This is a genomic window from Ralstonia sp. 24A2 (genome assembly GCF_051783885.1).
Taxonomy (GTDB): domain Bacteria; phylum Pseudomonadota; class Gammaproteobacteria; order Burkholderiales; family Burkholderiaceae; genus Ralstonia.
On record NZ_JBPVZD010000001.1, the window covers coordinates 605,548 to 629,417 of the forward strand.

Annotated in this window: 19 protein-coding genes and 1 tRNA gene; 14 read left to right on the forward strand and 6 right to left on the reverse strand. The window is 64.4% G+C overall.

Features of this window, described 5'->3' with window-relative positions:
- Window positions 1-5 precede the first annotated feature (5 nt).
- Window positions 6-902 carry a LysR family transcriptional regulator gene (locus ACS13N_RS02820; protein WP_438930255.1) on the reverse strand — a complete coding sequence of 299 codons (897 nt, stop codon included), beginning with the start codon at window positions 900-902 and terminating at the stop codon, window positions 6-8.
- A 130-nt stretch (window positions 903-1,032) separates the two neighbouring features.
- On the opposite strand from ACS13N_RS02820, the gene speB reads away from it, so the two are divergent.
- The 6 genes from speB to ACS13N_RS02850 all read left to right on the forward strand — a co-directional run bounded on the left by speB (window position 1,033) and on the right by ACS13N_RS02850 (window position 6,715).
- Entirely contained in the window at window positions 1,033-1,992 is a 960-nt protein-coding gene (speB, locus tag ACS13N_RS02825; RefSeq protein WP_438930256.1) for an agmatinase, read from the forward strand.
- Window positions 1,993-2,035: 43 nt separating this feature from the next.
- Window positions 2,036-3,343: an MFS transporter gene (locus tag ACS13N_RS02830; protein WP_438930257.1), complete on the forward strand. Its 1,308-nt coding sequence runs from the start codon at window positions 2,036-2,038 to the stop codon at window positions 3,341-3,343.
- Window positions 3,344-3,444: 101 nt separating this feature from the next.
- Window positions 3,445-3,759, forward strand: a complete 315-nt coding sequence (locus ACS13N_RS02835) for a helix-turn-helix domain-containing protein (RefSeq protein WP_438930258.1) — start codon at window positions 3,445-3,447, stop codon at window positions 3,757-3,759.
- Between the two features lie 85 nt (window positions 3,760-3,844).
- A complete protein-coding gene (locus ACS13N_RS02840) occupies window positions 3,845-5,152 on the forward strand; it encodes a replication-associated recombination protein A (RefSeq protein ID WP_438930602.1) in 1,308 nt (435 codons plus the stop codon).
- A 75-nt stretch (window positions 5,153-5,227) separates the two neighbouring features.
- Window positions 5,228-6,544, forward strand: a complete 1,317-nt coding sequence (gene serS / locus ACS13N_RS02845; RefSeq protein WP_438930259.1) for a serine--tRNA ligase — start codon at window positions 5,228-5,230, stop codon at window positions 6,542-6,544.
- 81 nt (window positions 6,545-6,625) lie between these two features.
- Window positions 6,626-6,715, forward strand: a tRNA-Ser gene (locus ACS13N_RS02850).
- 75 nt (window positions 6,716-6,790) lie between these two features.
- On the opposite strand, the gene ACS13N_RS02855 is transcribed toward ACS13N_RS02850, so the two are convergent.
- The 3 genes from ACS13N_RS02855 to ACS13N_RS02865 form a co-directional block, all read right to left on the reverse strand.
- The gene (locus ACS13N_RS02855; RefSeq protein ID WP_438930260.1) at window positions 6,791-7,261 is read right to left on the reverse strand and encodes a hypothetical protein; all 471 of its coding nucleotides are present in this window, start codon (window positions 7,259-7,261) and stop codon (window positions 6,791-6,793) included.
- Between the two features lie 274 nt (window positions 7,262-7,535).
- A complete protein-coding gene (locus ACS13N_RS02860; protein WP_438930261.1) occupies window positions 7,536-8,258 on the reverse strand; it encodes a haloacid dehalogenase type II in 723 nt (240 codons plus the stop codon).
- A gap of 33 nt (window positions 8,259-8,291) precedes the next feature.
- Entirely contained in the window at window positions 8,292-9,086 is a 795-nt protein-coding gene (locus ACS13N_RS02865; RefSeq protein WP_438930262.1) for a MipA/OmpV family protein, read from the reverse strand.
- A 215-nt stretch (window positions 9,087-9,301) separates the two neighbouring features.
- On the opposite strand from ACS13N_RS02865, the gene ACS13N_RS02870 reads away from it, so the two are divergent.
- The gene (locus ACS13N_RS02870; RefSeq protein ID WP_438930263.1) at window positions 9,302-11,038 is read left to right on the forward strand and encodes an alkaline phosphatase family protein; all 1,737 of its coding nucleotides are present in this window, start codon (window positions 9,302-9,304) and stop codon (window positions 11,036-11,038) included.
- A 97-nt stretch (window positions 11,039-11,135) separates the two neighbouring features.
- Here ACS13N_RS02870 and ACS13N_RS02875 read toward each other — a convergent pair whose 3' ends face one another.
- Window positions 11,136-11,411, reverse strand: a complete 276-nt coding sequence (locus tag ACS13N_RS02875) for a hypothetical protein (RefSeq protein WP_021195584.1) — start codon at window positions 11,409-11,411, stop codon at window positions 11,136-11,138.
- 395 nt (window positions 11,412-11,806) lie between these two features.
- On the opposite strand from ACS13N_RS02875, the gene ACS13N_RS02880 reads away from it, so the two are divergent.
- From ACS13N_RS02880 to ACS13N_RS02890, 3 genes are all read left to right on the forward strand, one after another.
- Window positions 11,807-12,037 carry a signal peptidase gene (locus ACS13N_RS02880; protein WP_438930264.1) on the forward strand — a complete coding sequence of 77 codons (231 nt, stop codon included), beginning with the start codon at window positions 11,807-11,809 and terminating at the stop codon, window positions 12,035-12,037.
- Window positions 12,038-12,180: 143 nt separating this feature from the next.
- Window positions 12,181-12,699 (forward strand): MerR family transcriptional regulator, encoded by a 519-nt coding sequence (locus ACS13N_RS02885; RefSeq protein WP_438930265.1) that lies wholly within the window; start codon window positions 12,181-12,183, stop codon window positions 12,697-12,699.
- Complete coding sequence (locus tag ACS13N_RS02890) at window positions 12,629-13,114, forward strand: carboxymuconolactone decarboxylase family protein (protein WP_438930266.1); 486 nt, start codon at window positions 12,629-12,631, stop codon at window positions 13,112-13,114. The genes ACS13N_RS02885 and ACS13N_RS02890 overlap by 71 nt, the downstream gene beginning before the upstream one ends.
- Here the strand turns inward: ACS13N_RS02890 and ACS13N_RS02895 are convergent.
- Window positions 13,054-14,370: a hemolysin family protein gene (locus ACS13N_RS02895; protein WP_438930267.1), complete on the reverse strand. Its 1,317-nt coding sequence runs from the start codon at window positions 14,368-14,370 to the stop codon at window positions 13,054-13,056. The two genes, ACS13N_RS02890 and ACS13N_RS02895, sit on opposite strands and share 61 nt — an antisense overlap.
- 503 nt (window positions 14,371-14,873) lie before the next feature.
- On the opposite strand from ACS13N_RS02895, the gene ACS13N_RS02900 reads away from it, so the two are divergent.
- The 4 genes from ACS13N_RS02900 to ACS13N_RS02915 all read left to right on the forward strand — a co-directional run bounded on the left by ACS13N_RS02900 (window position 14,874) and on the right by ACS13N_RS02915 (window position 23,853).
- A complete protein-coding gene (locus ACS13N_RS02900) occupies window positions 14,874-17,714 on the forward strand; it encodes a bifunctional glycoside hydrolase 114/ polysaccharide deacetylase family protein (protein ID WP_438930603.1) in 2,841 nt (946 codons plus the stop codon).
- Window positions 17,701-21,747 (forward strand): tetratricopeptide repeat protein, encoded by a 4,047-nt coding sequence (locus ACS13N_RS02905; protein WP_438930268.1) that lies wholly within the window; start codon window positions 17,701-17,703, stop codon window positions 21,745-21,747. Before ACS13N_RS02900 ends, ACS13N_RS02905 begins: the two co-directional genes overlap by 14 nt.
- 91 nt (window positions 21,748-21,838) lie before the next feature.
- Entirely contained in the window at window positions 21,839-22,399 is a 561-nt protein-coding gene (locus ACS13N_RS02910) for a transporter (protein WP_048934655.1), read from the forward strand.
- Window positions 22,399-23,853 (forward strand): PelD GGDEF domain-containing protein, encoded by a 1,455-nt coding sequence (locus ACS13N_RS02915; RefSeq protein ID WP_438930269.1) that lies wholly within the window; start codon window positions 22,399-22,401, stop codon window positions 23,851-23,853. The genes ACS13N_RS02910 and ACS13N_RS02915 overlap by 1 nt, the downstream gene beginning before the upstream one ends.
- Window positions 23,854-23,870 lie beyond the last annotated feature (17 nt).

The window sequence follows — 23,870 nt, forward strand, 5'->3', positions numbered from 1 at the left end:
ATCGCTCACGCGTGGGCGGCCTTCATGTCGGCAATGAAGGCGGCCAGCAGATCGTTGCGTCGTGCATCTCGGCGCACCACCATGTCGAACGGCACGTCGTAGCGCATCGCTTCCGGTGCAAGTGGGGCCAGCAGGCCCTGCGCCACATAAGGCGCCGCAAAGTGCTCGGGCAGATAGCCGAGATGCCGGCCTGACAGCACCAGCATCGCCACCGCTTCCATGTTGTCTGCCACCGCTGTCACCAGCCGCTCGGCCGGTGAGCCTGCTGCCTCCGGTAGCGGATAACTGCGCCACGCCCACGCGTGGGCAAGGGCCTCTTTCGGTGACACGTTTCCAGTCTTGCTGAACAGCGGGTGCCCGCGCCCCGCATACGCAAGCTGCGTCTCGTGAAAGACCGTGGTGTACTCCAGCGCCGGCACCCGATGCCAGAAATAGCCGATGGCCATGTGGATCTTGCCATCGAGCAACAACCCCTCCAGCTCGCCCGGCGGCCGCACAGACACCGTGAAATGCACCGATTCATCCCGCTGGCGAAAGCGCTCGATAGCCTGGCTGATGCGCGCGTTGGCGTTGACTGGCGCATGGCCGATCAGCCCCAGGTTGAGCGTGCCGACCAGCGTGCGGCCCACCTTGCGCGCCTCTGCGCTGAACGTGTCGAGCGCGGCCAGCAGCTTGCGGGCTGAATCCACGAACTGTTCGCCACGCGCGGTCAATCGGAATCCGCTGCGCCCGCGCTCGCATAGCCGGTAGCCCAGGCGTGTCTCCAGCGTTGAGAGCTGCGTGCTGATGGTTGATTGGCCGACATTGAGCGTGGCCTGCGCCGGCGTCACACCGCCCGCGTCCACCACGGCGAGGAAGACGCGGATCAGCCGCAGATCCAGATCGGAAGGTTGTCCAAGCACGGTCGATACATCGATTTTTATCGATGTTTAATTCGGAGATTTCGCATTCTACGCGCAGGGTTGATCAGCAAGAATCTGTACTACCTCAACAAATCGCATCGCCTCAATGCGATGTGACGAATCGACTGCCATGAATGACCGCGCCGAATTCCTCCAGCCGATGTCCGGCAACGCTATGCCGCGCTTTGGCGGTATCGCCACCATGATGCGGTTGCCCGCCGCTGAATCGACCGCCGGTCTGGACGCCTGCTTTGTGGGCGTGCCGTTCGATCTGGGCACCTCCAACCGCAACGGTGCGCGCATGGGGCCGCGCCAGATCCGGGCGGAATCCGTCCTCCTGCGCCCGTACAACATGGCTACGCGCGCGGCGCCGTTCGATTCGCTGCGCGTGGCGGACATTGGCGATGTGGCGACCAATCCGTACAACCTGCACGATTCAATCGAGCGCATCGAGGCGGCTTACCGCGACATCATTGCCGGTGGTTGCCGCCCCATTGGCCTGGGCGGTGATCACACCGTCACGCTGCCGATCCTGCGCGCCATGCACGCCAAGTACGGCCGCATCGGCCTGATTCACGTGGATGCGCATGCCGACGTGAACGACACCATGTTCGGCGAGAAGATTGCCCACGGCACGCCGTTCCGCCGCGCGGTGGAAGAGGGGCTGTTGGACTGCAACCGCGTGGTGCAGATCGGTCTGCGCGGGACCGGCTACGAAGCTGAGGATTTCGACTGGTGCCGCCAGCAGGGCTTTCGCGTGGTGACGGCCGAGGAGTGCTGGTACCAGTCGCTTGCGCCGCTTATGGAAGAGGTGCGCGCACGCGTGCAGGGTGGTCCGGTCTACATCAGCTTCGACATCGACGGCATCGACCCCGCCTATGCGCCCGGCACCGGCACGCCCGAGGTCGGTGGGCTGACCGTGCCGCAGGCGCTGGAGATCGTGCGCGGCGCGCGCGGGCTCGACATCGTCGGCGCGGATCTCGTTGAGGTTTCGCCGCCGTATGACCCGTTTGGCACGACCGCGCTGCTGGGCGCCAACCTCGCGTTCGAGCTGCTGTGTGTGCTGCCGGGCGTCGAATATCGCGCCTGACCTATCGACCAGAACGCGCCCATAACAACAACGAGGAGACACGATGACAGGCCCCCAATCCCAATCCGTTCGCCAGCCACGCCGCGCCGCGATGGCGTCCTTTATCGGCACCACCATTGAGTGGTACGACTTCTACAGCTACGCCACCGCTGCGGCACTCGTCTTCGGGCCGCTGTTCTTCCCGGGCGAGAACCGCTTGCTGGGCCTGCTGGCCTCGTTCGGGTCGTTTGCCATCGGCTTTCTGGCGCGACCGGTTGGCGGCATGCTGTTCGGCCGCATTGGCGATCGTCTTGGCCGCAAGCGCGCGCTCATGGGCACGCTCACCTTGATGGCGATTGCGACTGTGTTGATCGGGTGCCTGCCGACGTACGCGCAGGCCGGCTGGATCGCGCCGGTGGCGTTGGTGGCGCTGCGCGTGCTGCAGGGCATTGCCGTCGGCGGAGAGTGGGGCGGGGCAGTGTTGCTGGCAGGCGAGCATGCGCCCAAGGGCCGGCGCACGTTCTTTGCGTCATTCGCGCAACTGGGTAGCGCGGGCGGGCTGATTCTGTCGATGCTGGCGTTCTCCGCCGTCAGCCGGCTGGAGCCGGATGCCTTCATGGCGTGGGGCTGGCGCCTGCCGTTCCTGGCCAGTGCGGTGCTGCTGGCGGTGGGTTTCGTGATCCGCACGTCGGTCAACGAATCGCCAGAGTTCGAGGCGATGCAGGCGACGGGCGATGTGGCCAAACAGCCGCTGGCCGAAGCCCTCAAGGCATGGCCTCTGATCGTGCTGGCCATTGGCGCCAATGTGTACGGCATCGCAGGCGTGTACTTCAGCAACATCTTCATGATCTCGTACGCCACGCAGTACCTGCAGCTGGATCGCGCGATGATTCTCGACTGCATGTTTTGGGTGGCCGTGCTGCAGTTCTTCGTGCAGCTGGGTGCAGCGTACTTGGCCGACCGTTTCGGCACGCGCCGCATGCTGACGATCCTGGCCGCCTTTGCCATCGTTGTGCCGTTCATCATGCTGCCGCTGGTGCGCATGGGGCAGCCGAGTACTGTGTTTGCAGGCGTTGCCATCGCCACGCTGGCTGAGTCGGGCTACTACGCCGTCATCGCGGGCTTTGTCACCGGGATGTTTGCGGCGCGTATCCGCTATACGGCGATCTCGCTGTCGTATCAGGTGTGTGGCGCATTTGCCGGGGGCCTCACGCCGCTGCTGGCGACCGTGCTGGCGGATCAGTTCTTCCCGCAGTGGTGGCCGATGGCGGTGTTCTATGCAGGGTTTGCGGCGCTTTCGCTGGTGTGTGTTGTTTGGATTGGGCGGAGGCAGTCCGTCAGCATGTCTTCGCACGCTGTTGCTCAAGCCTAAGAATCAGATTTGTCTCGATTGACCGAATTCTAAGGAAAATTTAGAGTATGCGCAGGTGAAATCTAAGAATGTCTTAGTTCTCTAGGATTCTGGATTTCACCGTGAACGTTGATCCCCCCTTCGGCCGGCGCTTGCGCGCCGTGCGTCTTTCTGCCGGATTGAGTCAGGAAGCGCTTGCATCGCTGGCGGGGCTGGACGAATTTTCAGCGAGCGCACGGATGAGCCAATACGAGACCGGTAAGCATCAACCGAAGTACGAGATCGCAGACGCACTGGCTCGTGCGCTCAATGTGCCGGTCGAATACTTCTACGCCAGCACCGACCAGACCGCTGACATGCTGCTGTTGTGGCACGCGCTGTCCGACCGCGAGCGTGCCCAGTTGCTCAAGCGCCTGAAGGATGGCGACTTGGCATAGTGGCCGGCAGGGCGGTACCGCCGTTTCTGCGACAATCCTCCGCATGAACGCTTCTGCTTCTCTCTTCCCGGATGCGCCCGCCCACATGCCGTTGGCCGAGCGCCTCCGCCCACATTCCGCTGATGATGTGATCGGCCAGCAGCATCTGCTAGGGCCGGGCAAGCCGCTGCGCGTGGCCTTTGCGTCCGGCGAGCCGCATTCGATGATCCTCTGGGGCCCGCCGGGTGTGGGCAAGACCACGCTGGCGCGGCTGATGGCGAATGCGTTTGACGCTGAGTTCATCGCGCTGTCTGCTGTGCTGTCGGGCGTGAAGGACATCCGCGAGGCGGTCGAGCGCGCCGAGCAGTTTCGGGCCAACGGCCGTCGCACGCTGGTGTTCGTCGATGAAGTCCACCGCTTCAACAAGAGCCAGCAGGACGCCTTCCTGCCGCACGTGGAAAGCGGCCTGTTCACCTTTATCGGCGCGACGACCGAGAACCCGTCGTTCGAGGTGAATGGCGCATTGCTGTCGCGTGCCGCCGTCTACGTGCTCAAGAGCCTGTCGGACGATGAGCTCAAACAGTTGGCCGAACGCGCACGCCAAGAGCTGGGCGGCCTGGAGTGGACGCCCGCCGCACTCGATGCCATCGTCGCCTCCGCCGATGGCGATGGCCGCAAGCTGCTCAACAACATCGAGATCGTCACCCGCGCCGCGCGCTCACAAGCCGAGGGCGACGCCGTCCCGGCGGTCGACGAGGCGCTGCTGGCCTCCGCGCTGTCGGAAAACCTGCGCCGCTTCGACAAGGGTGGCGACGCCTTCTATGACCAGATCAGTGCGCTGCATAAGTCCGTGCGCGGCTCCGATCCGGATGGGGCGCTGTACTGGTTCTGCCGCATGCTCGACGGTGGCGCCGACCCGCGCTACCTCGCCCGCCGCATCGTGCGCATGGCATGGGAAGACATCGGTCTGGCCGACCCGCGCGCCGGGCGTATCACCCTGGATGCGGCCGAGACGTACGAGCGCCTCGGCTCGCCGGAAGGGGAGTTGGCGTTGGCCCAGGCGCTGATCTACCTGGCCATCGCACCCAAGTCCAATGCCGGCTACAACGCCTACAACGCGGCACGCGCGTTCGTCAGTCAGGACAAGTCGCGCGCCGTGCCCGTGCACCTGCGCAACGCGCCGACCAAGCTGATGAAGGAGCTTGGCTACGGGCACGCCTACCGCTACGCCCACGACGAGCCAGAGGCCTACGCTGCCGGCGAAACCTACTTCCCCGACGATCTGCCCGCACAGAACTGGTACGTGCCAACGCCGCGCGGCTTGGAGGGCAAGATTGGCGACAAGCTGCGGCACCTGCGCGAACTGGATGCGCAGTGGCACGCCGAGCAGGACAAATCCTCTCGCAGCAAATAAGACTCACGGGCCGGTGCGATAAAATCGGCCTTTTCGATCCTTCGGATCGTTCGTCCCCAGAGTTTTCTCCCCACCATGCTTGATATCCAACTGCTGCGCAAAGACATCGACGCCGTCGCCGCGCGCCTCAAAGACCGCGGCTACGTGCTCGACGTGGCCGGCTTCGCCGCGCTTGAGGCTGAACGCAAGGCCATCCAGACCCGCACCGAAGAACTGCAGGCCCGCCGCAACAGCCTGTCCAAGCAGATCGGCATGCTCAAGGGCAAGGGCGAGGATGCATCGGCCGTGATGGCCGAGGTGGCCGGTATTGGCGACGAGTTGAAGGCGTCCGCTGCGCAACTCGACGTGGTGCAGGCCAAGCTGCAGGACCTGATGCTGTCGATTCCGAACGTGCCGCACGAAAGCGTGCCGGCCGGCCGTGACGAAACGCAGAACGTGGAAGTGCGCCGTGAAGGCACGCCGCGTGCATTCGACTTCCCGGTCAAGGATCACGTGGATCTGGGCAGCGCGCTGGGGCTGGATTTTGACGCCGGTGCCAAGCTGTCGGGCGCGCGATTCACTGTCCTCAAGGGGCAGGTGGCGCGCCTGCATCGCGCGCTCGCGCAGTTCATGCTCGACACGCACACGCTCGAGCACGGCTACACCGAGGCGTACGTGCCGTACATCGTCAACGCCGCGTCGATGCGTGGTACCGGCCAGTTGCCGAAGTTCGAGGAAGACCTGTTCCGCGTGCCGCGCAAGATGGGGCATGGCGCCGAAGATGAGGCGGGCGAGCACGTCGAGAACTTCTATCTGATCCCGACCGCCGAGGTGCCGCTCACGAACCTCGTGCGCGACGAGATTGTCCCCGGTGATGCGCTGCCGATGATGTTCGCGGCCCATTCGCCATGCTTCCGCTCCGAAGCCGGCTCGTACGGCAAGGACACGCGCGGCATGATCCGCCAGCACCAGTTCGACAAGGTCGAGATGGTGCAGATCGTGCAGCCCGAGACGTCGTTTGCCGCGCTGGACGCCATGACCAACTGCGCGGAAAACATCCTGCGCAAGCTGGAACTGCCGTTCCGCACCGTCGTGCTGTGTACGGGCGACATGGGTTTTGGCAGCACCAAGACGTACGACATCGAAGTCTGGATCCCGGCGCAGAACACGTACCGCGAGATCAGCTCGTGCTCGAATATGGGCGATTTCCAGGCGCGCCGCATGCAGGCGCGCTTCCGCAACGCTCAGGGCAAGCCGGAGCTGGTGCATACGCTCAACGGCTCGGGCCTCGCCGTGGGCCGCACGCTGGTGGCTGTGCTGGAGAACTACCAGAACGCGGATGGCTCTGTGACGGTGCCGGCGGCGCTGCGCCCGTATCTGGGCGGCCAGGAAGTGCTGAAACCGGCGGTTTGATGGAGTTGCGTCGCCCCCTCTTGATTGCGGCGGCGAAACTCTGTTATAGTCGCGGTTTCGCGATTCAGCGACCCAGTTACCGGAGAGGTGGCAGAGTGGTCGAATGTACCTGACTCGAAATCAGGCGTACCGGCGACGGTACCGTGGGTTCGAATCCCACCCTCTCCGCCAGCAGTAGCAAAAGCCCCTTGGTCTCACGGCCAAGGGGCTTTTTGTTTGTCATGCGTATCCGAAGGAGCAGGAACGCTACAGCTTCTCAGAAGCAACGTGCTTGGCCTGCGGCAATGGGTTGCTATCGAAATGTGAGCCTGCGGGAAGCTCTGAGAGGTGATGAATCTTCGGATCACGGTGCGTATCGACCGAGGCATCTTGCGGATCGAGGAACGACATCGCTGTGCGTCGCCGCAGCAGATGAGAGTCGCGCGACTGGGCTTGCGATTCGCGCCACAGCTCGGCCGTGAACTTGAGTCCGGCGCGCAAGGCATGCGCATTTTCCTGCTTGCCCTTGCGTTGATCGGAAACCCGTTCAATGCCTTTCTTGACGACGTCTTCCAGGAAGGTGATGCGCGCGCGGTAGTAGTCCGCATGCATCTGCGCGTCCATCACGCGCTGTTCCGCCTGATACAGCTCCATGCGCAGTTCGTTCAACGCGCGCTCGGCTTGCTTCTCCGGAGACGGAGCATGATTCATCGCCCAGTGTGCAATCCATCGCAACATGGTGAGGCCCTCCTGTCTTGCAAGTGTTCATCCACTTGTTTGAAGACATCGGTCGCTGCCCGCGCGCGTTGATCGGAAAGCGATCGTCTGCTTGCAAAACAGACTACCAAAAAAATTCACGACGGTTGAGGGCGATTGCAAACACGCCTGTTGCTAAAAGGAGGCATGGTCCTTTTGGGGGAGAGGCGCGCGGCGGGTGTTCTGGTTTGATAGGTGTTTGTCCCGTGCTGAAGCACCTGCCACGGCGGGTTTGGCATCAACGCAACCGATTGCGCTAGGCGCCAAGCCGGTTTGCAAGGTCCTCCATGTCAGTCACGTTACAGTCGAACGCCGGATCCGGCGTGACATCAATGGCAGCGCCCGGTCCGAATTCCAGCGGACGCGCGATGAATGCCGTCCGAAAACCCTGTGCACGGGCTGCCACCAGGTCGTACTTGTGCGATGCGACCATCATGATTTCGTCGGGTGCCACACCTAGCGAACGGACGGCGAGGGCATAGACCTTCGGATCAGGTTTGAACGACTGCACGAGTTCGCCCGTGAGGATGACGTCGAAAGGCAGTGCGCCATGTCGCGCAATGCGGATCACCGAAGCCATGCTGCCGTTCGATAGCGCTGCCGTCAGATAGCGCGAGCGCAATCGGCTGAGGCCGCGCTGGGTATCCGGCCACGGTCGCAGCCGGCTCCAGGTCGTGTTGAGCGCGTCGCGGTCTTCTGCGTTGACGTGCTGCGCCCACGGGTAGTCGCGCAGCAGCGCGTCCAATGCTTCACGATAGATCGTGTCGGTGGAAATCCAACCCCGCTTGCCGGCCAGGAATGCGTCCATGCCCGTGCGGTAACCGGCGCGCCAGCGCGCAATGACTTCCGGCCAGTCGGCGACGAACCCGCGTTGCGTGGCCAATGCAACGCCTGCCTCGATGAGCGGCGTCGTGAAGTCCACCAGCGTGCCCTGCACATCAAAGCACAGCGCTTTCAGTGAAGACGGGTCGAAGGTCATGCGTGGCTCTCCTCGGAAACACGCGCAGCAGGTTTAGCGGAAGCGGTACGTGAGCGATGCCATGGCCGTGGTCTGCTGGCGGCGTTGCGTGATCGGGCTATCGGCGGCGTCTCCGCGCAGGCGTGCGACCGTGAGCGAGCCGTTGGCCGTCCAGCGATCGTCTAGCTTGCAGGTGACGATGGCGTTGAAGTGGATGTCGCGCACGCCGGCGTGCGTGGCGAACACCGGCAGGCCGGATGCTGTGCTTTGGCTGCCATCTACACCGAAGAAGGTGCGCATGTATTGGCTGTTGGTCCACGACACGCCGGTGCCGAGGCTGAAGAGCCAGCGGCCGAGCGGGGCGCTGGCGTACACGTCGGCATTGGCGATCAGGCCCTGGCGGTTGCCGAGAATGTCCTGCTCTGCATCGGTGGAGAGCGTCAGGAATGACACCGTGTATTGCGCGAACGCCTTGGCACGCACCGTGGCGTTAACGTTGCCGAGACCGTTCAAGCGCGCGTCGTCATGCGCATGGCGCCAGGTCGGATCGAACTGGAAGTTACCGCCCACCTGCCACGTGTCGTCGTTGGCGAGGTAGGCGCCCAGGAAGTCCATGCCCTTTGAGAAATACCGGTGCTTGTATTCGATCTCCTGATCGATCCACGGGAACACGAAGCTCGACTTTGCGCCTGGATACTTCGGTGCCACATAGATGGACGGGCCGACGGCGACGCTCCAGTCACTGGGTTCTGCGCTGGCAGCGGGCATGGTCTGGGCCGCGGCGATGGAGCCGGCCAGGGCCAGCAGGCAGGCGAGTGCGAAGCGGGGCAGGGCAGGCGAAGAGAACATGGATTCGAGCGGGTGTGGGTCGGGAAAAAGCGATGGGCACGCCATTCTAGTGGAATCATCCGTACGGCCGATGACAGTGCAAACGTTGGCTCAACCGGGCAGTGGAGGGAACGTTACATTTGTCACGGGAGCGACATGCACGGGTCGCCGCACAGACATACAGGGGGCATAGCGTGACCGGGCCGCCTCATGGCGGTATCCCAGAGGAGAATCCCGTGTCCCCCAAGAAATACCTCGTTCTTGCTGTGCTCTCCACGCTCGCATGCGGTCTGTCTGCGCATGTGTATGCCGATGACGATGATGCGCATGATGTGCGGCACGCGCACGCCAAGCATGTCCTGCTGATCTCCGTTGATGGTCTGCACCAGAACGACCTCGACTGGTATGTCGGCAACCATCCGGGCTCCACGCTCGCACGCCTCGTGCATCAGGGCGTGAGCTACCGCAATGCCCGCACGCCGTTTCCGTCCGACTCGTTCCCCGGCATGGTCGGCCAGGTGACCGGCGGCAACCCGAAGACCACTGGCATCTACTACGACGATGCGTACAGCCGCAGCCTGCTGCCAGCCGGCACGACGGCCGCCAACTGCCACACCACCAAGCCCGGCGCCGAGGTGTTCTACGCCGAGGTCATCGCCCGCGACCTGAATCGCCTCGACAGCGGCCAGGGCATCCCCGGCCTATACGCCGATCTATCGAAGATCTCGCAACTGACTGGCCATGCACAGGACTTGATCGACCCGGCCTTCCTGCCGGTCTCGCCCACCACGTGCACGCCGGTGTATCCGCACCAGTACCTGAAGGTGAACACCGTGTTTGAAGTCGCGCGCAAGCATGGCTTGCACACGGCGTGGTCGGACAAGCATGCTGCCTACGAAATCCTCAACGGTCCGAGCGGCCAGGGCATTGACGACCTGTTCGCGCCCGAGATCAACAGCTCGGTGACCGACCCGTCGCTGCCTGCCGGCCCCGGCCCGGACTGGACCAAGGACAACACGAACACGCAGCGCTACGACAGCTTCAAGGTGCTGGCCGTGCTGAACTGGCTCAAGGGGCATGACCACGCCGGCAACGGCACGCCCGGTGTGCCCGCCATCCTGGGCATGAACTTCCAGGCGGTGTCGACCGCGCAGAAGCTGAACAAGTCGGCGTACTACCCGGACCCGTCGAACACCGCCAACAAGGTGTCGGGCGGCCTGGGCGGCTACACGAACAACGGCGCGGTGCCGGGCCCGGTGTTGCAGAGCGCGCTCACCTTTGTCGACAACAAGCTGGGTGAGCTGGTCAAGGCGGTGGACCCGTCCAACACGGTCGTGATCGTGTCGGCCAAGCATGGCCAATCGCCCAACAGCCGCGCCGACCTCACCATCGTCAACGACGGCGACATGATCGACGCGCTCAACTGCGCGTGGGAAAAGTACGCCGCCACCTGCAAGGAAGCGACCAAGCCGCACCTCGTCGCGCATGCCATGGACGACGACGGTATCCTGCTGTGGCTGAACGACCGCTCACCGGCTGCGCTGCAGTTCACGAAGCAGTTCCTGCTCGGCTACTCGGGCACGGGCGTGGGTTCGGATGCGGCTGGCGACGCCGTCGCCAAGCCGTTCACGCAAGCCGGTGCGAGCCGCTTTGTGGTGGGTGAGGAGGTCGCCGACTTCTTTGGCGTGCGGCCCAGTGATGACCGCTATCCGGATGTGGTCGGCATTGCGCAGCAGGGCACAGTATGGGCCGGCAGCAAGCTGTCGAAGATCGCCGAACATGGTGGCTTCCGCCCGGAGAATCGCCACGTGCCGATCGTGGTGTGGGGTGCAGGCATCGGCTCCGACGTGGTGGACGAGCATGTCGACACCAACCAGATCGCACCGACGATCCTGAGCGTGCTGGGCCTCAAGCCACATGAGCTGCAAGCTGTGCAGATCGAAGGCACGAAACGTCTGCCACATCTGCGCTGATGTGGTTGCGGGACCGGCGCGGGAGCAGGGCGCCGGTTCCGAGCGGGCATAAAAAAACGCCGGGGAATCCCCGGCGTTCTTCATCGCGCTTGTCGCCTTATTGCTTGGCGGGTTCAGCGGCCTTCGGTGCCGAAGCGGCATCGGTCTTGGCTTCCGACTTGGCTGCAGCCTTGTGCGCCTTCTTGTGCGCGTGATGCTTCTTCTCGTGCTTGGCTTCAGCCTTCGGGGCGGAAGCGGCATCGGTGGCAGTCGCCGCAGCGGCCGGGGCCGGTGCGGGGGCAGCAGCCGGTGCGGACGCGGTGCCAGCGGCAAACACGGGGGCGGCAAAAGCACCAGCAACGATCAGAGCGGCCAGGGATTGAGCGACTTTCATGGTGAAACTCCTTGAGGATATTGCGGGACTTCAGATACATGGATCTCGTCCCATGTGCGATCCATGCCTCCAAAAACGCTCCACATCGTGAGTGCGTGTACCGCTGTTTGTAAGCGTTTTGCCCACGATGTAAGCGCGCGTAACACTGTAGAAGTCATGTCATGCAACGTTTGTCAATTTGTGTTGAGTGTCATCAAGGCTGCGATGTGCATATTGGCGTATCGTCAGGCTTCCGGTGGACATTGGCCCGCACCTGCACCACACTGCGCGGTGATGCGCGCGTCATCCCGTTGACGGGGTCGTGCGTTGAATGGCAGTGGCGGGGACGTATCGGGTCACGTCTCATCCCGGTTTCCGGGCACGCCGCATCTCCGTTTATTCATAAGGACAACACGATGAACAAGCTCCTGGCTGCCCTCGTGGCTGCTGTCTTCAGCGCCGGCGCATTTGCGCAGGCCTCCGCTCCTGCGGCACCGGCTGCTCCGGCCGCGCCTGCTGCGGCTCCGGCGCCTGCCGCCTCGGCTCCGGCTGAAGGCCACAAGAAGGCACACCACCACAAGAAGAAAAAGAAGCGCGACCACCGTCCGAAGGTGGCGAGCCCGAGCGAGTTCGGCAAGGGCGGTTAACCGGTTTCCCGGTTTTTCTGCACACCAAGGCGCCGGCCCTCGAAAGGGGGCCGGCGTTTTGTTTTGGGCCGTTCGTCGGACTGGCGCGAAATTGCGCTAAAGTTGCTTGACTTAGAGTGCGCTCTAACTTCTAAGCTCCGTTCATGACCACTTTCCTGACTATCGCCCAAGTTGCAGAAGCCACCGGCCTGTCGACACATACGCTGCGCTACTACGAGCGCATCGGTCTGCTCGACAGCGTGCAGCGGCGCGAAAACGGCCATCGCGTCTTCCGTGCGGAAGACATGACGTGGCTCGCGTTTTTGCTGCGCTTGCGCGATACCGGCATGCCGATTGCGCAGATGCTGCAGTACGCGGCGCTGCGGCGGCAGGGCGACAGTCTGGAGAGCGTGTCGGCGCGCCAACGCTTGCTGGAGTTGCATGCCGCGGCGCTGGAGGCGGAGCAGCGCGCGCGGGCCGAAACACTGGCCGTGCTGCGCGAGAAGATCGTCAACTACGACGGCATCCGGGCCAGGATTGCCGCCGCAGAAAGCGCGCTGGGTTCCGCTTCCTCATCTCGAAAACCGAAACGCCTATCGAACGAGGATACACATGACTCAGATCGCACAAGCCGCACCGCAAGCCGCAAACCACGCCAACCTGCAGGACGACTCGAATCGTGACCGTTATGCCCGGGGCTGGCAAAAGCTGAAGGAAGTCGATGATGTGGCCGGCGAACGCGTGGTCGAGGCCTTGGCCGACATCTCGCCCGACCTTGGCCGCTACGTCGTCGAATTCGGGTTTGGCGATGTCTACAGCCGCCCGGGCCTGACGCTGCGCGAGCGTGAGATCGCCACCATTGCCGCGCTCACGGCGCTGGGCAACGCGGCACCGCAGCTGAAGGTACATATTGCCGCGGGGCTCAACGTGGGGCTCACGCGCCACGAGATTACCGAGACGATCCTGCAGATGGCGCTATACGCGGGCTTTCCGGCGGCGCTCAACGGCATGTTTGCCGCCAAGGATGTGTTTGCCGCTCACGACGCGGAGGAAACGGGCGAGGCAGGCGGATCGATGCGCCGCGACACCAGCAACTGATCGATGCGGTGGTTGTCGATGTCGAGCACCTCGATGTGCAGTGGCCCAATGTCGATGCTTTCGCTCTTCTTGGGAATGCGCTTGAGCGCGTAGATGACCAGCCCAGCAATGGTTTCGATGTGGTGCTCGCCGGGCAGGTCGTCGAGGTCGAAGGCACGCTTGACGTCGCCGATGGGTGTGACGCCGTCGACCAGGCAGGAGCCGTCGTCGCGGCGCACGATCTGCTCGTCTTCGCCCAGGTAGAGGATGTCGCCCATCACCGCACCGACGATGTCGTCGAGCGTGACCACGCCCACCACCAGCCCATACTCGTTGATCACCGCACCAAAGCTCTGGTGCATCTCGCGAAAGCGCGTGAGCGCCTGCGAAAGATTGAGCGTGTCGGGCAGCACCAGCAGGTTCTTGTCAAAGTGCTTGGCCAGGTTGCGGATCACCGTGGCGGATTCCTCCGACAAGATCTGCTTCAGGATGTCCTTCGAGGCGATGAAGCCAAGCACTGAGTCGATGTCGTCGCGGCAGACGAGATACTCCGCGTGCGGCTGGGCGATGATCTTCATCTTGATCGATTCCAGCGGCTCGTCGATGGTGAAGTAGACGACCTCGTCGCGCACGGTCATCACTGAGGTGACGGTGCGCGATTCCAGCTCGAACACGTTCTCGATCACGGCCAGCTCGTGCTTGCGCAGCACGCCGGCTTCGGCGCCTGCGCCCACCATGGCGGCGATGTCTTCCGTGGTGATCTGCTCAACGCGGTGCGTGGGCACGCCAAACAGCTTTAGGAACAGATCGGCCGCGCCGTTGAATAGCCAGACCACCGGCCGCAGCACGCGCAGGCACGTCTGGATTGGGCCGATGACGCCCAGTGCACAGCGCTCGGGGTAGAGCACCGCCAGGCGCTTGGGCAGCAGGTCGGCAAACAGAATGAAGAGCCCCGTCACGATCATGAAACCCGCGATGCTGGCGATGCGCTCAGCGCGGGCGGCCGGTAGCCAGTCGCCCAGCCATGTTGCCAGCGGCCCCGAGATCTGGCTGTCGCCGATGACACCGGCCAGGATCGCCACCGCATTCACGCCAATCTGCACCACGGTAAAGAAGTTGCCGGGCGTGTCCTTGAGCTGCAGCACGCGCAGGGCACGGGTGTCGCCGTCGTCGGCCAGCGTTTGCAGGCGGGTGCGACGCGAGGCCGTGAGCGCGATCTCGGAGGCAGAGAAGAAGGCGCTGATCAGGATGAGCGCGACAAGGATGAAGGCGGACATGGTGGCGGGGCAGGCGTGCCGTTGCACTGCAAGGCCGCTTGGAATGTGGCTGCGGACGATCATGGTGCAGCCAGGATCGCTTTGTCAAACCGACGCACGAATCACGCATGCCAGGGCGTACGTTAAACAATTGTCTATGCCCCACTGTGGCGCGCAGCCATCGAAAAGTGGTTTGCCGCGTACCCACACCATGGGTGATACTTGCAGCCTGGGAACATATTGTCCTGGTTTGCCTTACGGGGCCTGTGTTTGCAGGTGGCAATCCGAGAAACGGCAAATGTCCCGTTTGGCGCAAGTATCGGCGCCACTATCTCAGTGCCGGCGCAGATCGGCCAGTGTGGACACGCAGTTGTGTGCACACAGTTGCATAGGAGTGGTAGGTCATGTGGGTTCTCAGCCGCGTACAGCAGCGGCGCACCGGGGGGAAACGGGGGAATACGGCAGGGACGGTCGGACGGGTTGTGGCTAGGTTTGCAGCGTGGGTTGCGGCCGCACTTGTGTCGATGCCTTGTGTGACGCTTGCTCAACAAGCGTCTGCCACCACCGGGTCCGGTGCGTCAGGGGTTACACCTTCGATCTCGGCCAATGCGCCGAACATCGCGTGGTATTACGGCGACAAGCCGCCCGTGGCGCAGTTGCGTGCCTTCGACGCGGTCGTCATCGAGCCGGACCACGGCTTCGATCCATCACAGTTCAAGACACCCAAAACACAGTGGTACGCCTACGTGAGCGTGGGCGAGGTCACGCCCGAGCGCAGTTGGTATAAGGATCTGCCCAAGGCCTGGCTGTCCGGCCGCAACGCGGCATGGGCGTCGCGCGTGGTGGACCAGGCCCAGCCCGACTGGCCGGCCTTCTATGTCGATCACGTCATCAAGCCGCTGTGGGACAAGGGTTATCGCGGCTTCTTTCTCGATACGCTCGACTCGTACCAGCTCATCGCCAAGGATGACGCCGCGCGTGCGGAGCAAGAGGCCGGCATGGTGCGCACGATTCGCGCGATCAAGGCGCGCTATCCGGATGCCAAGCTGATCTTCAACCGCGGCTTTGAGATCCTGCCGCAGGTGCATGACCTGGCGTATGCGGTGGCGTTTGAATCGCTGTATCGCGGCTGGGACCAGGGCAGCAAGCAGTACCGGCAAGTCAGCGATGCCGACCGCGAATGGCTGATGGGCCATGTGCGTACGATTCGCGATGAGTACCACCTGCCCGTGATCGCCATCGACTACTGCCCACCGGCCGACCGCGCCTGCGCGCGCGACACAGCCAAGCGCATCAAGGCGCAGGGGCTGGTGCCGTACGTGACTGATCCGGACCTGTCGACCATTGGCGTGGGGCGCATCGAGGTGCTGCCGCGCAAGGTGCTGATCCTGCAGGACCGAGACTCACGCGTGACTCTCGACCAGAGCCAGGGGGTGCGCTTCATTGCCATGCCGCTCAATTTTCTGGGCTACGACGTCGAATACGCCGACCTCGACAAGCCACTGCCAGATTCTGTGCCGCCTGACCGCTATGCGGGCGTGGTGGTGTGGGTCAACACGAGCCCGATCAAGCAGCCGGCATCGCTTTCGTCATGGGTGCGGCAGCGCCTTCATGATGGGGTGCGTATCGCCTTCATGAACGCGTTTGGTTTGCCGGCGGACAGCAGCATGGCGGAGATGCTCAAATTGCAGCTTGTGCGCGGGCGGCCTGCGGGGCCCTTATCGGTGGTGTCGCAGGATCCGATGATGGGCTTCGAGATGGCCCCCCGGCCCGAGCGCCGCGACGCCCAGCCCATTCACTTGGGCGCTAGCGGACAGTCGCTGCTGCGCCTGAAGTCGGGCAACTTCGAATTTGACGCCGCAGCTATTACCGATTGGGGTGGTTACGTGCTCAGCCCGTACGCAGTGTTTTCGATGGACACCATCGAGCAGGCGCGTTGGGTGGTGCCGCCGATCGAATTCCTGCGCCGCGCGCTGGCGTTGCCCAATATGCCGATCCCGGATGTGACGTCTGAGAACGGCCGTCGCCTGATGCTCGTGCATGTGGATGGCGACGGCTTCGCCTCACGCGCGGAGTTTCCGGGGCCGGAGTACTCTGGAGAGGTGCTGCTGCAGGACGTGTGGGAAAAATACCGTATCCCGACCACCTTGTCGGTGATCGAGGGAGAGGTGGGTTCCAGCGGCCTGTATCCCAAGCTGACGCCGCGCCTCGAGGCGATCGCCCGCAAGATGTTTGCACTGCCGTACGTCGAGTTGGGCACGCATACCTATTCGCACCCGTTTGATTGGAGCCGCACGGTGCCGGCGGGTACCACCAGCGATCGGGCCAAGGAAGGCCCCGGCGTCGACAAGGGCGGTGGCGACACTGCCTTCGCGCTCTCCATTCCGAACTACACGTTCAGCCTCGATCGCGAAATCGCGGGCTCCATCCGCTACATCAACGAGCGTCTGGCGCCGTCAGGCAAGCGGGTGAAGATTCTGCAGTGGTCGGGCGACTGCGAGCCGCCGGCTGTCGCCGTGCGTATGGCTTGGGATGCAGGTGTCCTGAACATCAATGGTGGCGATACCACCATTAAGCGCACCTCGCCATCGTGGACGGCCATTGCGCCGCTGGGCATCGACAAGGGCCCGGGCGCTTACCAGGTGTTCGCACCCAATCAGAACGAAAACGTCTATACCAATGACTGGACCGGGCCTTTCTACGGTTTCGAGCGCCTGATTGAAACGCTGCAGATGACCGACACGCCGTACCGCCTCAAGCCCATCAATATCTACTACCACATGTATTCGGGCACCAAGCTTGCGTCGCTCAAGGCGTTGAAGAAGGTCTACGACTACGCGCTGTCGCAGCCGGTGTTCCCGATCTATTCCACCGAGTACGTGGTCAAGGTGCTGGATTTCCGCAACATGGCCATCGCCCGCGATGTCGATGACGGCAACACCTGGGTCGTGCGCGGCGATGGCGACCTGCGCGAACTGCGCTGGATGGCACCTGGCACGCCGCGCCTGGCCGACGCACAAGGCGTGGTCGGCTATGACAAGGCAGCTGGCGGCATCTATATCCACCTCGACGAGGGTGCAGCGCGTTTTACTGTTGCGCCGGAGGCGGAGTCGATCACGCCCGCGTACATTGCGGAAGCCGCTGCCTTCGTGCGCAATTTCGCACGAAACGGTAGTGAGTTGAGTTTCGAGGCGGGCGGCTATTACAAGCCGTTCGTTCGTCTGGCCAACGCCGGCGCTTGCCGCGTGAAGGTCAACGGCAATCCCGCCAGCACCGCCCGCGCACAGGACAACACCGTGCGCGTCGACCTGACTGGAGCTGCTGCTCAAACCGTGACCTACCAACGTGTCGATGTGGTCTGCTGACCTGACTCCGCGTGAACGGCTGCTGCCTGCCTGGCTGATCGGCACGCTTGGTGCGCTGATCGGGCTGGCGCTCGCCTTGATGTTCCCGCGCGAGCGCCTGGAGGCGCGCCTGCTTGATGGGGCCAATGCGGGCGGCAAGGTTGATGCGCTGTCGGTGGCCTACCTGGAAGCCTGGCTGCGCGTGCGCCCGAACGATGGGGAATTCCTCAGCGTGCTGGCCGCCCAGTACGTGCGCACCGGCCGGCTGGAAGAGGCCGAAGCGATCGTTGCCCGCATGCGCGCGCTGCATGACAAGTCGCTCGACCGTGAAGCGCTGTTGCTCGATATCGCCATCCGCGAGCAGCGTGCCTATGCACTGCAACCGAATGATCCGCAGCGCGCGGCCATGCTTGTTGACCTGCGTGCTCTGCTCAAGCAAGCGCTGGACTACCGCTGGACTGCGGCCGAGCTGGAGATGCTCGCAGCCAAATCCCGCGGGCTGGATCAGGGCGCGATGGCCATGCAGTTCTATCAGCGCCTGGCCAAGCAGGACGTGGCCCGAGCCGCGCAATGGCAGGCGCGCACGGCTGAGATTGCGCTGGGTGTGGGTGAATACCGCGCTGCCGCCGCCGCCAACTTTGCTGCGCTGGACACCGCCAGGTCGATTGACGAGCAGCGCCGCTACTTCATCGCCGGCTTGAAGGCATTGCAGGGCGGCAACCTGCTCGACGATGCCATGACCGAAGCGCAACGTCGCGTCGGCCTGCTGATCGACGATACTGAAACGCTGCGTTTTCTTACGCGCCTGGCGCAGGCGTGCAACCGTCCCGATCTGGCGGACCAATATGCACGCCGCCTGCTGCACCTGTCGCGGCGTCAGACGAACGAGGGCATTGCCCTGGCGGCAGGCGTCGCACGTCATGACTGGGCGTTTGCAGGCCGGCCCGAACCGCTGCCGAGCCCGGCGGATGTCGTATTCATGGATGGCCCGGAAGGCCTGGCCCGCCGCCAGCGGCATGCCGCACGCATCCGCCATGTGGCGGACAAGGCCGACGATGCCGCATCGTCTTCGCAACCGAAGGGCGCCCAGGCCATCGTGCGCGGCATCGCGCCGTTCAACGCGGATGACTACGATCTCGCTTTCCAGGTCTTCATGGGCAGCGGCAACCTGAACGACGCCATGCGCGTGGCCGAGGCCGCCGTGCGCCAGCGCCCCGACCTGAAGATCTGGACCGAACGCGCCGCCCAGGTGGCCGAGTGGAACCGCCAGCCGATGGTCGCGTTGAACTACTGGCTGTCGTACGCGCAATCCACCGGCGACGATGCGGCCTGGCAGCACGTGCTGCGCCTGGCGCCCGCGCTCAACGAAGACCACGCCTATCTGGCCGGCCTGCGCTACCAGGCCAGCCGCCAGCCCGGTGACATGAAGCTGCTCGACCAGATCATTGCCGCGTACGAGCGCTTGGGCGAGCCGGTGGAAGGGCTGGCGTACCTGAACAGCATTGCGCGTGGAGCCCACCGGCAGGCGGTGCTGGAGCGCTATGCCAGTCTGGCCGAGCGCGCCGGCAAGGACGATCAGGCCTACGACACCTACGTACGCTTGCAGAAGGAGTTCGGCCTGAATACGCCAAAAGCGACGCAATACGCGCTCAAGCTGGCGAACATGCTGTACGTGCGCGGGCAATTCGAGCAGGCGCTCGCCGCCATGCAGGCGGCCAGCAAGGCGGCCACACCCACCGACGATCTTTACTGGCGCACCTTCGCCCAGCTTGCCCGCCTGACCCAGCGCGACGATCTGGCGCGCGAGGCCTATCGCCAGTTGCTGATCGGTGGCAAGGCCGAGGCTGACGACCTGACGTCGATGATCGCCTTCTACGACGCCAGCCCCATCGACGCCGGCCGCCTGTCCGAGCTCGCCTTCCGCAAGGACGGCACGATGGTTCACCTGCAGCAGGCCATCTACTACTACACGCGGGCGCGCGCCTTCCGCCGCATCGAAGGGCTGCTGGCCTCGCTTACGCCGGAGCAGCGCGAGGCCGCAGAGCAATCCGCCGGCGTGCTGAGCGCACGTGCCGAGTACCTCCGCCAGAGCGGCCAGTGGGATGCCGCCATGCGCGACCTGCGCCGTGCTGCCTCACTGCCCGATGCCGGCAGCGATGTACGCGCCGCCTTCCTCTGGGGCCTGCTCGACTCCGGCCAGAACGCCGAGCTCAAGCGCGCCCTGGCCCTGTGGCGCGGCGAGGCCGAGAACGATTCCGCCTACTGGGGCGCATACGCTGCGGCCGGGCTGCAACTGTTCGACGCCAACCTCGCACTGCGCTTCCTGGGGCGCCAGGGCAAGTCGATGCAGACTGATCCGCTCTGGCTGCTTGCCTACGCCGATGCGCGCGAGATGGCCGGTCAGGCCGATGCCGCCTGGGCCCTGCGCCGCGAGGCGTGGTGGCTGCTGTGGCGTGCGGAGGACAAGACCGGGAGTGGCAAGGCCAAGGCACCGGCTGGCCGTCGTGTCGGTACGCGCGTAACGGTGGGCGACGATGATGCCGTACCGCTGGAAGAGGACGCCCGTACCGAACTGCGCGCCCGACGCGTCTCGCTGGCGCAAACGTTCGGGTCGGGCGACCTGTCGCAGCGCCTGCTGATCGAACTGCTGCGTGATGACCGTCGTACCACGAAGCAGGCACGCGAAGGTGGTCGCTCGACGATGGACAAATCCGAGTTGGGCGAGATCGATACGCTGCCGCCCGAGCCGCCGGAAACGCTTACCGACAAGCGCAAGCAGGCCCGCGTGAGCGATCAGCTCGTCTCCGCGGTCGCCAAGGAGGCGGCGCTGGGCTGGGCGTTGTCGCAGGAGGCGAATGACCTGGCGCGTGCATGGCTGCTGCAGCAATACACGCGCCGCATGACGCGTCCGGCCTATGCCGACATCTCCATCGCCCTGGCCGAGCGCGATCTGCAGACGCTCAACCGCCTGCTGGATGACACGCCCGACCGCATCCCGCTCTACAACCGCATCGACGCCAATGTGATGACGGACCGCCTGGGTGAGGCGCAGCGGTTGTCCTTCGAGGGCCTGACCACGGCACCCGACGACGGGCAACTGCACGAGCGCGTACAGGAGACGCTGCTGACCAACGCGCAGGCACTGGAGCCGCGCGAGACGTGGTTCAAGCAGGCGCCGCTCACGTACTTCGAGACCAGTGCCGCGGCCGGCATGCGCCTGACCGACCACACCAGCATGCTGGTGCGCGCCACGCAGCGGAACCAGCGCTCGACCGACGATACGCAGCTCACCGGCGTGCCGGCGCAGGACCGCAAGCTGGACTGGATCTCGCAGTACCAGACGCAGAGCACGCAGTGGAAGGGCACCGTGGGCTGGCGTGAGGGGCTGGCGTCGTTCTATGCGTTTCGGCTGGATGGGCTACTTGGGCAGGTCGGGCCGCTGGGCGCCGAGCTGTCGATCGGCCGCAACCAGCCGGCCAACGAGACGCCGCAATTGCGTATCGGCGGTGTGAAGGATCTGTTCTCGATCGGCAACAACTGGCGCCTGACGCAGAACGAGTATGTGCGTGCCCGGGTCGAGGGTGACCGCTTCTATGCGCAGGACCGCTCGTTCCTGGGCAGCGGTATGGTGTTCGATGGCGAGATCGGCCATCGCTTCCGGGTGGAATATCCTGACTACACGATCCGCGTGGTGGGCACGGTGGCGCGCTACAACGCGTCGGGCACGGTCAGCCCGCTGATGGCGCGCCTGCTGCCGGGCGACGGTACGCCGGACGTCAACCAGATCATGCCGCGCTCGTTCTCGCAGTTCGGCATGCTGTTTGGCTTCGGCACGGACTATCTGGATCGCTACACCCGCGCCTGGCGGCCGTTCATGGATGTTGGCATGCTGCACGACAACCGCGAAGGATGGGGCGTGCAGGCGCAGCTTGGGGTGGCGGGCAGCGTCTTTGGCAATGACCATCTGGCGCTATACATCGAACACCAATCGATCACGCGGTCAGGCACATCGCCGCTGACGGAAATCGGCCTGCGCTACCGCTGGCTTTACTGATGCGCAAGCGACAAGCACGACGAACACGACGAACAAGATGAAACGGGGAAAGAACAGCATGAAGAACAACGGAAGCATCCAGGAGAAAGCGATGACACCCTTGCTCGACAAGATGAAGGCCGGCCGCCGCCGCTGGCTGGCCGCCGCTGCAGGCGTCGGTGTGGCGCTCGCGCTGTCCGCGTGTGCCGTGGTCGACAGCGGCCGCGCACCGGCAACCAGCGCGTCTGACGCGTGGGTCGTGCTGCCCATCGTCAACTACACCGAAACACCCCAGGCCGGGCTGCGTGCCGAGACCATCGCCACCAGCATCCTGAAGGCGCGCGGCTTTACCAATCTCAAGCAGTATCCGGCCAACCTGAACAGCGAATCGCTGTTCGAGCCAGCCGAGCGCGAGGCCGTGGCCCGCGCGCTGGATTGGGCGCGCGGCGAGAAGGCCCGTTATGCCCTGACCGGCGCCGTGGATGAATGGCGCTACAAGGTGGGCGTGGATGGCGAACCCGCCGTCGGCATCACCCTGCAGGTGATTGACGTGCAGAGCGGCAACGTGATCTGGAGCGCGGCCGGCAGCCGCACCGGCTGGAGCCGCGATGCCGTCTCGGCCGTGGCGCAGAAGCTGCTGCGCGAGCTGCTCTCGCCGCTGGGCCGAGGCTGATGAAAACCGAAGCGGCGCAGGGTACGCAGCCGGGCACACAGTCCGCCGCCGCGGAGGCGCGCGGTCGCGATCGTCGGCGCAATGCGCAGGGCATCGGCGCATCGTCGTGGTATGGGCGCCTGATCGCGCCGGCCGTGTCGAGCCCGAGCGCGGTGCTGGAAACGCTGGGCGCCACGATCGTCGCCATCGGCATCGTCTGGCTGTTCGTGCCGGACAATCCGCTGCTGCTCGGCTACGGCTTCCCGTGGATCTGGCTGGTGCCGCTCATTCTGGCGTTGCGCTACGGCACGCTGCTGGGTGCGGCCGCCGCGCTGGTGGTGCTGGGCGCATGGTGGACGTTCTACGGGCAGACGGCTGCGGCGGGTGCCTTCCCGCGCATGTACTTTCTTGGCGGGCTGATGTTCGTGCTGATCGGCGGGCAGTTCGGTGACATCTGGGGCGCGCGGCTCTCACGTGCGCGCACCGTCAACGGTTACTTGAACGACCGGCTGGCTGCGCTCACCAAGAACCACTTCCTGCTGCGTCTTTCGCACGAGCGGCTGGAGAACGACTTGCTGGCCAAGCCGACCACGCTGCGCGACACGCTCACGCAACTGCGCAACCTGGCACTGGCCGCACGCGAACACGGCGACGGCACCAACCAGCCCGACGTGGCACAACTGCCGGGTGCCGTGCAGTTTCTGCAATGGACGGCGCAGGCCTGCCAGCTGGAAGTGGCCGCGATGGTGCGTGTGACACGTAACCAGGTCGACACTGAACCGGTGGCCCGCGTCGGCACGCCGTTCGACATCGTGGCTGACGACCCGCTGATCCGCCACTGCATCGACACCCACACGCTGGGCCACCCGCAGGCGCCCGAGCTGCGCCATGAAGGCAGCTCGCGCTACGTGGCCTGCGCGCCGGTGCTGTCGGGTGCCGACGAGTTGATCGGCATCGTGGTTGTGCAGCAGATGCCGTTCCTGTCGCTGTCGTACGAAAACCTGCAGTTCCTGCTGGTGCTGCTCGGCTACTACGCCGATGGCGTGCGCCACCTGACCGTCAGCTCCGAGATTCTCGACCTCGTGCCCGATGCGCCGTACGAGTTCGCACTCGACCTTGGCCGTCTGGCGCGCTTGCATCGCGATACCGGCATCGACTCGTCGGTAGTCGCGCTCATCTTTGATCAGGACGAAGCCAGCGATGCACCGTTCGAGAGCGTGCTGCGCAGCCGCCGTGCGCTGGACGTGGTCTGGCAGGCGCGTGGCAAGACGCGTCGCGCCATCGTCACGCTAATGCCGCTGTCGGGCGCGGGTGCCGTGTCGGCCTATCTCGTGCGCATTGAAGACAGTCTGCGTGCACAGTTTGGCGTCGATTTCGAGCAGTCGCACATCGGTGTGCAGACGCTGCACGTGACGGGCGAGCACCCTGGTGAGGCGCTGGTGCGCTTCATCGCGCGCTGCCACCTGGATGGCTGAAGCGAGGGCGCGCGACC